Genomic DNA, 13,010 nt, shown 5'->3' on the forward strand with positions numbered 1-13,010 from the left:
GCCCGGCACGCCCGTCGTCCCCGAAAACCCGCTATCCCCGCTCTTTGGAGACCCTCGACATGGTTGCTTCGCACTGGGCGGCCGCCTCCGCCCAGACCCCGTCCCGACGGCGCGGTGCGGTCCTCGAACGCGCGATCCTCGACGCCGCCCTGGAGCAGCTCGGCACCGTCGGATGGAACGGTCTGACGATGGAGGGTGTGGCCGCCGGCGCGCAGACCGGCAAGGCGGCGGTGTACCGCCGCTGGCCCTCCAAGGAAGACCTCGTGGCGGACGCGCTGCGGTCGGGGCTGCCGCGCTTCGACACCGTCCCCGATCTGGGCAGCGTCCGCGACGACCTTCTGGCGCTCTGCCGCAGGGCGCGGGACGCGATGTTCTCGCGCCCCGGCTTCGCCCTGCGATCGGTTATTCACGAATGCGACAGCGTGCAGGCGGAGCGCTTCCATGCGGTGATCTACAAGGGTGTGATCGAGCCGACCCTGGAGATGCTTCGCGAGGTCATCACCCGTGGAATCGAGCGGGGTGAGGTGCGACGGGACGCGGCGAACTCGTACGTCTTCGATGCCGTCCCGGCCATGATGATGTACCGCTCGAAGATTTGTGGAAGCGAATGGACGGATCAGGAGATCGAGGAAATGATCGACCAGATGATGGTCCCGCTGCTGCGACCCGAAGGCAGCTGACCGTCGCCGCCGAGGGCCTCGCCCGTCAAGGGGGAACCGGGGTGTCGCGGCGCGTTCGGGGCGGCGTAGGCTAAGGGCGTCATGCCGTACGAACCGCCTACCCACACCGTCGAGCGCTCCCTCCGCGCCACGACCGGGGCGAAGATCATTGCCGGTGTCGACGAGGTGGGACGGGGCGCGTGGGCCGGGCCGGTCACGGTCTGCGCCGCGGTCACCGGCTTGCGGCGGCCCCCGGTGGGCCTCACCGACTCCAAGCTGCTCACCATCAAGCGACGTACCGAACTCGCCGAGGAACTGCGGACGTGGGTCACTTCCCACGCTCTGGGGCACGCCTCGCCGGAGGAGATCGACGCCATGGGGATGACCGCGGCGCTCCGCCTTGCGGCGGTGCGCGCCCTGGAGGCCCTGCCGGTCCGCCCCGACGCCGTCATCCTCGACGGCAAGCACGACTACCTCGGGGCGCCCTGGAAGGTCCGTACGGTGATCAAGGGTGACCAGTCCTGCGTCGCTGTCGCGGCGGCCTCGGTGCTCGCCAAGGTCCAGCGCGACAAAATGATGGCCGAACTGGGTATCGAGCATGCAGACTTCGGTTTCGCGGACAACGCCGGGTATCCGTCGCCCGTGCACAAGGCGGCGCTGGCGGAGCGGGGACCCACCCCGCACCACCGGTTGTCGTGGGCGTATCTTGATGCGCTGCCCCAGTGGCGGCACCTCAAGAAGGTCCGCAGTTGGATGGACGGAAGCGTTCCGGAAATCGAGGGTCAGCTCGGCTTCGATTTCTGACGATTCCGCTCGCAGGCATGCGCCACCCGCCGACGCGAGCCGCACCAACGTTTGATAAATATCAGCCCATGCCTCTCATTCCCGAGGAGCCTCAGATTCACGAGAAGGCCCAGGGTCCCCGCGCCACTCCGGCCAGCGGCCGCACCGCGCCGACCCCTCGCCCCGTACCCGGCCCCCGACCCGCGGCTCCGCCGCGCCCCGGCCGTCCCGGTCCCACGCGGCCGGCTCCGCCGGCGCAGCGCGCGTCACGCGACGCGTCCGCGTCGGCCGCGCCCAAACCCGGCTCGTCGGGTCCGGCCGCTGCGGCCGCCGCCCCGGCCACCCCGCAGATCCAGCTGATCCCAGCCTCGCCCGAGGGCGCGCTCGACGCGGCCGAAGAGGCCGTGGACCTGCTGCTGGACTCGGGTCGCACCCCTGGTGACGTGCTGGTGATCACCACCGGCGAACCGCACCCGTGGGCCGCCCACGAACTGTCCTTCGGCGAGTCCGCCTACTGGGCGCAGCACGACGCGGGCGATGACGTCTTCTACGCGGACGCCGCCCTGGCGGCCCGTGCCGCGTCGCGACCGGTCGTCGTGGTGGCGGTCAACGGCGGTCCCGAGGCCGCCGCTGTCACCGCGCTGTCCGCCGCGCACAGCCGGGCCGGTGCCCTGCTGATCGTCTGCGGTGACCCGCAGCGGATCAACTCCGTGCTGGGCGCGGGCGTCTGAGTCGTCGGCCCGGGCCCGTTCGCCCGGGCGCTCCGGCTGAGCACGGCACGCGCCGCTGTGCGGGGACGAGGGCTCCACGGGCGCCCGGACGCCTGGACTCGGGCGGCTCCGGGCCCGCTCCCGTGGCCGACGCGCTCCGTGCGGCGCACGGGTCGGACCGGCCGCTCCACGGGCTCCGGTGCCGGGACGCACCGGATGCCACGGCGGGATGCCCGGACTGCCTTGCCGGGGAGACTCAGCGGGCCGCCGCGCGGCGCAGTACGTCCGAGGCGACGCCGCCGGTTCGCGGCTGTGGGAGCGGTGACTCCGACGTGGCGAACGGCTCGGGTGGCGAGGCCGTGTTGGGCCGTCGCCCGCCGCGGCCCTCGCCCAGGACCTGCCAGCCGTCCCGGGTCAGCGTGATGTACGCGCCGCAGCGCAGCCCGTGCAAGGTGCACGCGTCGCGCAGGCCCCACATCCACGCACCGTCCTCCTCCGTCCAACGCGCGTCGCCCTCACGGCAGTAGAGCAGCACGGCGGTGCGCACCGGGGTGCGGCGCCGCAGATCGTGCGGGATGACACGGCGCAACTGGGCGAGCAGGGCGTTGCGGAACATCCATCCGTCGGCCGCGGCGCGGCGACTGTTGAACGAGGCGCTGGCACACAGCCGTTCGTCGGGATCGAGTACGGCCACGATCGCGGTCGCCGGCTCGGGGCGGTGCCGCGCGTGGAGCCCGCTGACGACCTCCCGCGGATTGCGCAGCAGGGGGATTCCGGCGGCGGCCCATTCCGCCGGTTCGAGCAGGCGAGTGGCGGTTGCGGCGGACGAGGACAAGGATGCCGCCGAGGACGGAGCGAATCCGAAGGTCACGTTCCTCCCTTCGGCTACGCGCCCACACTGCGGGCGGGGTCGGATTCGAGGAGCGCGCACCGCAGCGGAACCCTGCCGGAGCGCGGAGTAGCTGTGCGGGGAGCGGAGTTCAATTCTTCCTGTCGAACTTGGATGCGGCAACGAGCAATTGAGACCGGCGACCGTTATCAGGTGGTGTGCGTCCTATATCCCTACCCAAAGCACGGTCGGGTGACGCACGGAAGGCGATTCCCGGGCGACGCGCGGCTCTCCGCCCGTGCCCCGCCGGCGCGGTCGGCGGTCAGCCCTGCACGGCCAGGACCAGCGGCAACACCTCCCGGGCACCCGAGCGCCGCAGCATCCGGGCCGCCACGGCCAGGGTCCAGCCGGTCTCGGTGCAGTCGTCCACCAGGAGGACCGGTCCGTCGAGGTCGGTGAGTGCTGCGGCGAGGGACGGCGGCACCGTCAGCGCGCCGTCCAGCGCCTTGAGCCGCTGCGCGCTGTTGCTGCGGGGCGCCGTGGGCGCCTCGCCCGTGTACTCGACCGAACCGAGCAACGGGAGCCGGCCGACCTGGGCGATGTGCGTGCCCAGGGAGTGGATCAGCTGGGGGCGGGTGCGCGAGGCGATCGTCACCACCCCCACGGGACGGGGACGGCCCTCGGGGGCGCCCGGGGCCCAGCCGCCGGGGCCCTTGGCCCAGTCTGCCAGCACGGTCACCACGGCCTGGGCGACATCGTCGGGCACCGGGCCGTCCGGGGCCTGCGCCGAGAGCATCGGCCGCAGCCGGTTGCCCCAGCCGATGTCGGACAGCCGCCCCAACGCCCGCCCGGTAGAAGCCAGTTCGCCGGCCGGGATGCGGCCCTTCAGGTCGAGGCCGATCGCCGGCAGACCGGTCGGCCACATGCGGCGAGGCTCCACCTCCACGCCCGCCCGGCCCAGGTCGGCCCGCGCGGCGTCGAGACTGCCGGGGGAGGTGTCCGCGGTGAAGCGCGGTCCCGCGCAGTTGTCACAGTGCCCGCAGGGCTTGGCCCCCTCGTCGTCCAACTGGCGTTGCAGGAACTCCATCCGGCACCCGTCCGTCGAGGCGTAGTCGCGCATCGCCTGCTGTTCGGCCTTCCGCTGCCGCGCCACCCAGTCGTACCGCTCGGCGTCGTACGTCCACGGCTGTCCGGTCGCGATCCAGCCGCCCTTGACCCGCTTGACCGCGCCGTCCACGTCGAGGACCTTGAGCATGGTCTCCAGGCGGGAGCGCCGCAGCTCGACCAGAGGCTCCAGGGCGGGCAGGGAGAGCGGGCGCTCCGCCGTCGCGAGGATGTCGAGGGTGCGCCGCACGAGTTCCTCCGACGGGAAGGCCAGGGAGGCGAAGTACTCCCAGATCGCCTCGTCCTCCTTGCCCGGCAGGAGAAGCACCTCGGCGTGCTCCACGCCGCGCCCCGCACGTCCGACCTGCTGGTAGTACGCGATGGGCGACGAGGGCGAGCCCAGGTGCACCACGAAACCCAGGTCGGGCTTGTCGAAACCCATGCCCAGTGCGGACGTGGCGACCAGAGCCTTGACCCGGTTGGCGAGCAGGTCGTCCTCGGCCTGCTGCCGGTCCGCGTTCTCGGTCTTGCCGGTGTAGGAGGAGACGGTGTGGCCGCGGTGCCGCAGGAAGGCGGTGACCTCCTCGGCGGCCGCCACGGTGAGCGTGTAGATGATCCCGGAACCGGGGAGCCGGTCGAGGTGGTCGGCGAGCCACGCCATCCGGTGCGCGGCGTCGGACAGCCGCAGCACGCCGAGGCTGAGGCTCTCCCGGTCCAGCGGCCCGCGCAGCACCAGCGCGTCCGAGGTGCCTCCGGTACCGAGCTGCTCCGCCACGTCGGCGGTCACCCGGGCGTTGGCCGTGGCCGTGGTGGCGAGGACCGGCACGCCGGCCGGGAGGTCGGTGAGCATGGTGCGCAGCCGGCGGTAGTCCGGGCGGAAGTCGTGGCCCCAGTCGGAGATGCAGTGCGCCTCGTCCACCACCAGCAGCCCGGTGGCGGCGGAGAGCTTGGGCAGCACCTGATCGCGGAAGTCCGGGTTGTTGAGCCGCTCGGGACTCACCAGGAGCACGTCGACGTCACCGGAGGCGATCTCCTCCTGGACCGTGTCCCACTCCTCGGTGTTGGAGGAGTTGATGGTCCGGGCGCGGATGCCGGCCCGCGCCGCGGCCTCGACCTGGTTGCGCATCAGCGCGAGCAGGGGGGAGACGATCACCGTGGGTCCGGCGCCGCGTTCGCGCAGCAGGGCGGTGGCCACGAAGTAGACCGCGGACTTGCCCCACCCCGTACGCTGCACGACCAGGGCCCGGCGCCGCTCGGCGACCAGCGCCTCGATCGCCCGCCACTGGTCGTCCCGCAGTCGGGCGGTGCCGGACGCGTCCCCGACGAGGCGGGCGAGGACCGTGTCGGCGGCTGTCCGGAGATCCGCGTTGCTCGTGTGCTCCATGCCTTCCATACAACAGGACGGGACTGACAGCCGGGTGCTTGGGAGGAGACGGCGGGAACGCCGAACGACCGGCTGACGCGTCCCTGATCAGAGTTATCCACAGGTCAAAGCGGAACTTCGCGATCCGCGAGATCGTCGGGCCATGACGAACCACAGCGAAACGACTGGACCCTCCGAGAACGGTGACATCCCGGGCCTCGCGCGGCCGGGAGACACGGCTCGCGTCCCTGACGACCGCCCCCGCGAGGAACCGCAGGTCACGCTCCGCACCCCGGCCGAACTCGCCGACGCCCTGCCGTATCTGCTGGGATACCGCCCCGAGGACAGCATCGTGCTGGTCGCCCTGCGCGACCGTGACGGCAAGGGCCGCTTCGGCGGCCGTGCCCGGCTCGGCATCCCGGCGAACCCGGACGACTGGGCCTGCGCGGCCGGGCAGCTGGCCCACGGTCTGGTGACCGGAAGCGAGCGCCGCGGCGTCCGCCCCGAGCAGATGGTCGTCTACCTCTGCCAGGAACCGGCACCGGGAGAGACCGGCCGGCAGGTGATGGAGCGGTTGCGGCCGCTGGCGCAGAAGCTGCGCGTCGAGTGCGGCGCCCTCGACGTCCCGGTGGTGGAGGCGCTCTGCGTCTCGGCCGGGCGCTTCTGGTCCTACTGCTGCGACGACCGGGCATGCTGTCCGGCCGAAGGCACCCCCATGGGGCTGCCGGGCACCTCCGTCCTGGCCGCGGCGGCCACCTATGCGGGTATTCAGGTGCGCGGCACGCTGGGCGAGTTGCGCGGCCGGCTCCTGCCCCGCGAGGACGAGACGGCCCGCGAGCAGGAGACCGCCCTGGACGCGGCCGCCGTGCCGCTGGTGGCACGGATCCTCGACGACGCCGGGCGCGCGGAGGTGGCCGAGGAGACGCTGCTCCTGGCACAGCGGGTCATGCGGCGTCTCGCCGGGGCCCGGCCCGTCTCCGGCATCGCCGCCGAAGACCTGCGCGACGACCGACTGCTCGGGCACGACGAGGCGGCGACGCTGATCCTCGGCCTCCAGGACCGTGCGACCCGAGACCGCGCGGCGGAGTGGATGGAGGGCGAGGAGGCGGCGCCCGCCCTGCGTCTGTGGCGGGCCCTGGCCCGTCGCTGCGTCGGCTCCTACGGCGAACACGCGGCGGCGCCGCTGACCCTGGCCGGCTGGGTCGCCTGGTCCACCGGTGACGAACTGGAGGCCCGTGAGGCCCTGGCCATGGCACTCGGCGCGGACCCCGACTACCTCTTCGCCCGGCTCTTGCACCAGGCGTGCAACGAGGGCCTCGACCCGGAGTCGGTCCGCCGCTGTCTGCGCGCGGAGCGCGGGGGCCGAGAGCGCCCCGAGGACGCGGCGCCCGAGGGGACGGAGGGAGCCGGCGGGGCAGCGGGGCCAGAGTCGGCCGTTTCCGCCTCGGCACCGGGGGAGCCCCTTGCCCGACGGCGCCGTACGCGCTCCGGGGCGGCGGCCGACGGAGGGGCGCGCCGTGGGCGGGCGCGAGGCCGTGAGCAGGGGACGAAGGTCGTGCGTCCCCGCACTCCGACGGCTGAGGAGCGGCCGGGTCCCGCGCGGCCGGACCGTGCGCGTGCGCGTGCCTCGGCGGAGAGGAAGGCGGGACGTACGGGTGCCTGCGCGGGAGGCGGGCGCCCGGAGGAGCACGGGGGAGCGGGGACCGGTGAGGGATTCTGATCTCCGTGCGGGGCGGTGGGGCGTCGCCAGACCGACGGTGCCATGTCCCAGGCCGACGGGCTCCGGCCGGCCGTGACAGCCACCGACGCCTTCTTGGCCGAGCCGCTCGGCCGTGCGTCTCCGTTCACGTCCTCCGCCTCGTATGTCCGCGTTGCGCTGCCCTGTGCTCCGCTTCCGTGACTGTGCCGTCCTCCCGCGCGGTCCGTGGCGGACCGACGGAGAGCATGCCCGACCGGTGTGCCCCGCCGCCCCGCCGGCGCGCCCCGGCGGCGGCCCGTCCCACGCGTCTTCCGTGCAAGGCCCACCGGTCCCCGGGGGGGGCGTGACCCGGGAGAGGCCCGTTCCGTTCACCTGAGTGGCCGAACGCCCTGGCGGGGCGGGAGAGCACCGCACCGTCGGGCCGGAACCACCGCACCGCGTCTTTCCGTTCCTGGACGCCGAAGACAGAGGGAGACCTCATGCACCAACCGATCCACGCACCGCGCGGCGTCACGGACCCGGCGGCCACCGGCCGTGGGAACGGTCCGCGGCCCTCCCCGGCCGGACCCGCCGCGCCGGTCGGCGGAAGCGGCCAGGGACCGGGACGCGGTTCCGTGCCACCGTGGGCCCGGCCCGGGCCCCCGTCGATTCCCTCGTCCGCGCGGCCGGTGCGTGAGCCGACGGTCACCGGTCCCACCGGTGCCCGCGTCCACCTCGCCGCCCGGGGTGCGCCGCCCGGCAGACCGCACCGGCCGGGGGACCTGCCGCCCACCCACCGGACCCTGGTCGGCGTGGCCCTTCCCGGCCTCGTGATCTCCACGGAACACGCTCAGCTGAACGGCCTGGGACTCGAAGGGTTCTACCGCGCGGGCCGCCGCCTGCTGTCCCGGTGCCGTCTGCGCGTCGCGGGGCGTGAACCGCTGCCGTCCTCGGCCAGGACGGCCGGAGCCGACCGCACCTGCTTCGTCGCCACACTGCGGACGTCCTCCGCCCCGGGACCGGATCCGGACGTGGTGATCGAGCGGACCCGTCACGCCGACGGCACCGAGCGGATCACGCTGCGCAGTTGCGCGTCGGCTCCGCTGCGCCTGCCCGTCGAGGTGGCGCTCGGGACCGATCTGGCCGACCTCGGGGCGATCGCCGCGGGCGGTGCGGGTCCGGAGCTGCCGGCCACCGTCCACGACTCCGGGCTGCGGTGGTCCTCCGCCGCGGGAAGCGTCTCGGTCACGGCGACGCCGCCGCCCGCCGAGGCGCTGGCCTCGGCCGGACTGCTGCGTTGGGAGTTCGTGCTGCCCCCGGGTGGCAGCGCCGGCGTGGAACTGCGCGTACGAGCGGACGGAGCGGGGCCGGTCCGCGCGGTGGGTCGCACGGCAGCCGACCCGCTGGCTTCCGCATACGCCACGGGCGACGACCCCGTGGTCCCCGCCCTCCTGCGCACCGGCGTCCAGGACCTCAGGGCCCTCTTGCTGCGCGACCCCGCGCATCCCGCCGACATCCACACGGCCGCCGGCATCCCCTGGCGCTGCGGACCTGTCCCCGCCGAGGCCCTCGCCACCGCCCGGATGGCGCTGCCGCTGGGCACCCGGCTCGCCGCGGGCACGCTGCGCGTCCTCGCCCGCACCCAGCGACTCGGCCCGGGACCGGGGGCCGGCATGATCCCCGGCCCGGTGCGCGACGCGGGCCCGCACCTGCCGCCCGGCTGCACCGGCACCGAGGCCACCCTGCTGTTCCCCGTCCTCCTCGCGGAAGCCCGCCGCTGGGGGCTCGGCACCCCCGAGACACAGGAGCTGCTGCCCGTCGCGGAACGGTGCCTGACCTGGCTGCGGACCACCGTCGGCAACGGCACGTACGTGCCCGACCCGCAGCCGCACGGCCCGATCCGCTGCGAGACCCAGGCCCACGCCCACCGTGCGGCCCTGCTCGGTGCCGAGCTGCTCGACGACTTCGACCGGCCGGGCGGCGACTGGCTGCGGCAGTGGGCCCAGCGGCTGCGCACCGCCTTCCGGCGGGACTTCTGGATCGACGACCCGGCAGGCGGGAGGCCCGCGGCGGCCCTCACCCCGGACGGAGGCGTCGTGCCGCACCTCGGCGCGGCTGCCGCGCACCTCCTCGACACCGGGTTGCTCGGCGGTGGCACGGTGGCGCCCGGTCTGCTCGACCCGGTCCGGACCGGCCGACTCGCCCGGTTGCTGGGCAGTCCGGCCATGGATTCGGGCTGGGGACTGCGCAGCCTGGCGGTCACGGAGGCCGGATACACCCCGTTCGGCCACCGTGCCGGAGCGGTGCACGTCAGGGACACGGCGATCGCGGTGGCGGGCCTGGCCGCCGCCGGTCACGACAAGGAAGCGGGTGCCCTGCTGCGCGGCGTGCTGGACGCGGCCGGCGCGTTCGCCCACCGTCTGCCGGACATGTACGCGGGGGAGCAGCGCGCGGATGCCGGCGCTCCGCTGCCGCACCCGGCGGCCTGCCGTCCCGCCGCCACTGCGGCCGCCGCCGGAGTGCTGCTGCTGACCACGCTGGCGGGCATCCGCCCCGACACCCCGGCGGGGACCGTCACGCTGCGACCCGTACGCAGCGCGCCGTTGGGGCAGCTCGCCCTGACCGGACTGAGGGTCGCCGGTAAGCCCTTCTCCGTGCGGGTCGGGCGTCTCGGCCTGGCGATGGTGGAGGAGGCCGCCGACGGACTTCAACTGGGAGTGTGACCTGGCGCGACGCCTCCCGGCGTCCCTGGGGAACCGATGTGCGACAAGATCCGGCCGAGGTGGACCGGCCGTCGGTGCGGCGGGTGAGGGGAGTGTTTATCGTCAGGCAGACGACTATGATCGCGGCATGCCCTACGACCCGTCAGCCTTTCCGCCCTTCGCCGTCACTGTGGACCTGGTCGTGCTGACCGTACGCCGCCACTCCCTGTGCGCGTTGGCGGTGCGCAGGGGCGAGCCGCCGTTCCAGGGGCGCTGGGCGCTGCCCGGCGGCTTCGTCCGCGACGACGAGGACCTGGCGCAGGCGGCGGCGCGGGAACTGGCCGAGGAGACCGGGCTGTGCGTGCACGACCCCGCCGTGCCCGCCCAGGACAACGGGGCCCACCTGGAGCAGCTCGCCACGTACGGGGACCCCGGCAGGGACCCCCGCATGCGGGTGGTGAGCGTCGCACACCTCGCGCTCGCTCCCGACCTGCCCGCGCCCCGGGCCGGCGGCGACGCCAGCAACGCACGCTGGGCGCCGGTCGAGGAACTGCTCGAGCAGGCCGGTTACGGCCGCGAAGGCGAGCCCCCGGCCCCCCTCGCCTTCGACCACACCCAGATCCTGGCCGACGGCGTGGAACGGGCCCGGTCCAAGATCGAGTACTCCTCGCTGGCCACCGCCTTCTGCCCGCCGGAGTTCACCGTCGGCGAGTTGCGCCGCGTCTACGAGGCCGTGTGGGGCGTCGCGCTCGACCCGCGCAACTTCCACCGCAAGGTGACGGGCACCCCTGGGTTCCTCGTCCCCACGGGAGGGACCACCACCCGCCAGGGCGGTCGTCCGGCGCAGCTCTTCCGAGCCGGCGGTGCGACCCTCCTCAACCCCCCGATGCTGCGACCCGAGGTGTGATGGCGCTCCGGGGCAGGAAACCCCGGAGCGAACGGCGAACAAGGAAGCGAGGAGGCCCGCCCCTCCCCGGCCCGGCAGACCGTGCGATGCCCGAAAAACCGGACATGGCGCGCTATCTTGCTACGGGTGATCGAGGCCTTCGGACTGACCAGCAACCCCCGCAAGGAGCTTCCGCCCGCCGTCGACGACGTCTCCTTCGAGGCACGCGCGGGCCGCGTCACCGCACTGCTCGGAGCCCCGGGCGCCGGCAAGACCACGGCGCTCAGACTCATGCTCGAACTCCAGCGCGGACGCGGGCTCACCCACTTCAGAGGCCGCCCCCTGCACCGCATCGCCCACCCCGTGCGGGAGGTCGGCGTTCTCCTGGGAGACGTGCCGGGGCACCCGGCCCGCACGGTCCGCGGCCATCTGCGCATGCTCTGCGCGGCCGCCGGCGTCCCCGTCCGACGGGCCGACGAAGTCCTCGAGGCCGTCGGCCTCGTGAGCCTGCGCGACGAACGCCTCGGCACCCTCTCCCGGGGCATGGACCGGCGCCTCGGACTGGCCTGCGCACTGCTCGCCGACCCGCACACCCTGGTGCTCGACGATCCCGCGGGCGCCCTTTCCGCCCGAGAGGCCGGGTGGGTGCACACCATGCTGCGCGCCCACGCGTCCCAGGGCGGAACCGTCCTGTTCAGCACGGCGGACCCCAAGGAGGCCGCACGGGCCGCCGACCACGTCGTCACGCTGGAGCAGGGCAGAGTCGTCGCCGACCAGGAGGCGCCGGACTTCTCGCGCACCCGCCTGCGTCCCCGCGTCGTCGTGCGCACCCCCTACGCCGCCCGCCTCGCAGCCGTCCTGACCAAGGAGGCCCGTGCGGCCCGCCGTTCCGTCGAGATCGTGCGCGAGGGAGGCAATCGCCTCGCGGTGTACGGCGGTACGTGCGCCGACATCGGCGACACCGCGTTCCGGCACGGGATTCTCGTGCACCAACTGGCGGACGAGTACGGGGACATGGGGCCCGGGGCCGGAGTGATTCCGGTCGTGAGTCGGTCCGGGTCGACGCACGGGCGCGGTGCCGACACCGGGAGCGTGCCACCGTCGCGCGACGGCGGCCTGCTGGAGCCGGTGGACGCCTCCGACCCCGCCGCCGTGCACCCGGCCACCGCGGGAGCATCCCCCGTCACCGATGCCGACGCACCGTCGCCGCACACCCACACGGACACGCTGACGCACACGGACACGCTGACGCACACGGACACGCTGACGCACACGGACACGCTGACGGACCCGGACCCGGACCCGGACCCGGGCGCGGACACGGTCACGCACGCGGACGCCGTACCGTCGACGTCGGCCGCCGACCTCTCTCCCGCCGCCTCCCAGCACTCGCCCGCACCCGCCGCCTCCCAGCCCCCGCCCGCCCCGGGCCGACCCGTCCGCCCCGCGCCCGCCCGGACTCTCGCCACCGGAGCGGCGTCGCCCCTGCCGCCCCCCGTCTCCGTCCGCTCCGCACCCAGCCCCCTGCGGCCGCTGCGCTACGAATTCCGTCGTGCCGCCGGTATCAGAACCGGGTTCGTCACCATCACCGTGGTGCTCCTGGTCTCCGTCGTCACCGCCGTGGTCCTGGCCCGCGTCGGACACACACCGCAGCCGCGGCTGCTCGCCGCCTGGCCGCAGGAGCTGCCGTTGCCGCCCGCGGCACTGGGCGCCGGACTGCTCGGGGCACTTGCCTCGGGCGACGAGTTCCGCCACCCCGCCCTGGCCGCGGACCGCGGTGCCGTACCCCGCCGCCTGGGGCTGCTCGTCGCGAAGCTCCTCGTCTCCGCGGTCACCGCACTGGTGCTGGCCGCGCTCACCGTGGGCGGCAACGCCGAAGTGCTCCATCTGTTCTACGGGCCCGAACTCGCCGGTGTCCCCGCCGACTGGCCCGCACTGGGCGCGGGTTGGCTCGCACTCGTCGTCGGATGCGGCTGGGCCGGCGTGCTCGCCGCCGGTGTCTTCCGGTCCACCACGGCCGGACTCGCCGCGGTGGTCGCCGTGCCCGTACTCGTCGTACCGCTCGTACAGAAGGTCTGGGACGGCCCGTCCGTGCGGACCGCGGCCGGTCTTCCGATGCGGACGCGGGAGCTCTTCCTGACCACGTGGCCCTTCGGTGGCGAGCGGTACGTGGCCGAGGTGCTCCGCATGATCGCCCAACCCGTCGGCAGCGCGCTGGCGTTGTCCGTCACCGCTCTGCTCTGCGCGTACCTGCTCATGACCCTGCGCAGCAGGCCCCAGTGACAGCCACCGTGCC

The 13,010-nt window shown here is 74.2% G+C and carries 9 protein-coding genes; 7 read left to right on the forward strand and 2 right to left on the reverse strand.

Features of this window, described 5'->3' with window-relative positions:
* Positions 1–59: 59 nt before the first annotated feature.
* The 3 genes from ACFZP7_RS25800 (at position 60) to ACFZP7_RS25810 (ending at position 2,173) form a co-directional block, all read left to right on the forward strand.
* Positions 60–680: a TetR/AcrR family transcriptional regulator gene (locus ACFZP7_RS25800; RefSeq protein WP_019325810.1), complete on the forward strand. Its 621-nt coding sequence runs from the start codon at positions 60–62 to the stop codon at positions 678–680.
* 81 nt (positions 681–761) lie between these two features.
* Positions 762–1,463 (forward strand): ribonuclease HII, encoded by a 702-nt coding sequence (locus tag ACFZP7_RS25805; RefSeq protein ID WP_030969233.1) that lies wholly within the window; start codon positions 762–764, stop codon positions 1,461–1,463.
* A 68-nt stretch (positions 1,464–1,531) separates the two neighbouring features.
* Entirely contained in the window at positions 1,532–2,173 is a 642-nt protein-coding gene (locus ACFZP7_RS25810) for a hypothetical protein (protein ID WP_109204371.1), read from the forward strand.
* 235 nt (positions 2,174–2,408) lie between these two features.
* Here the strand turns inward: ACFZP7_RS25810 and ACFZP7_RS25815 are convergent, their stop codons facing one another.
* Entirely contained in the window at positions 2,409–3,023 is a 615-nt protein-coding gene (locus ACFZP7_RS25815; protein ID WP_385635973.1) for a hypothetical protein, read from the reverse strand.
* A 280-nt stretch (positions 3,024–3,303) separates the two neighbouring features.
* Positions 3,304–5,469: a RecQ family ATP-dependent DNA helicase gene (locus ACFZP7_RS25820; RefSeq protein WP_355101497.1), complete on the reverse strand. Its 2,166-nt coding sequence runs from the start codon at positions 5,467–5,469 to the stop codon at positions 3,304–3,306.
* Between the two features lie 142 nt (positions 5,470–5,611).
* Between ACFZP7_RS25820 and ACFZP7_RS25825 the strand changes: the two genes are divergently transcribed.
* The 4 genes from ACFZP7_RS25825 to ACFZP7_RS25840 all read left to right on the forward strand — a co-directional run bounded on the left by ACFZP7_RS25825 (position 5,612) and on the right by ACFZP7_RS25840 (position 12,997).
* The gene (locus tag ACFZP7_RS25825; RefSeq protein WP_385635976.1) at positions 5,612–7,168 is read left to right on the forward strand and encodes a DUF4192 domain-containing protein; all 1,557 of its coding nucleotides are present in this window, start codon (positions 5,612–5,614) and stop codon (positions 7,166–7,168) included.
* Positions 7,169–7,626: 458 nt separating this feature from the next.
* Positions 7,627–9,849, forward strand: a complete 2,223-nt coding sequence (locus tag ACFZP7_RS25830) for a glycogen debranching N-terminal domain-containing protein (RefSeq protein ID WP_385635979.1) — start codon at positions 7,627–7,629, stop codon at positions 9,847–9,849.
* 127 nt (positions 9,850–9,976) lie between these two features.
* On the forward strand, positions 9,977–10,735 hold the full coding sequence (locus ACFZP7_RS25835) for an NUDIX domain-containing protein (protein ID WP_030969223.1): 759 nt from the start codon (positions 9,977–9,979) through the stop codon (positions 10,733–10,735).
* Positions 10,736–10,861: 126 nt separating this feature from the next.
* Positions 10,862–12,997 carry an ATP-binding cassette domain-containing protein gene (locus tag ACFZP7_RS25840; protein WP_385635982.1) on the forward strand — a complete coding sequence of 712 codons (2,136 nt, stop codon included), beginning with the start codon at positions 10,862–10,864 and terminating at the stop codon, positions 12,995–12,997.
* Positions 12,998–13,010 lie beyond the last annotated feature (13 nt).

Source organism: Streptomyces sp. SudanB5_2050 (assembly GCF_964272335.1).
Classification (GTDB): domain Bacteria; phylum Actinomycetota; class Actinomycetes; order Streptomycetales; family Streptomycetaceae; genus Streptomyces; species Streptomyces rochei.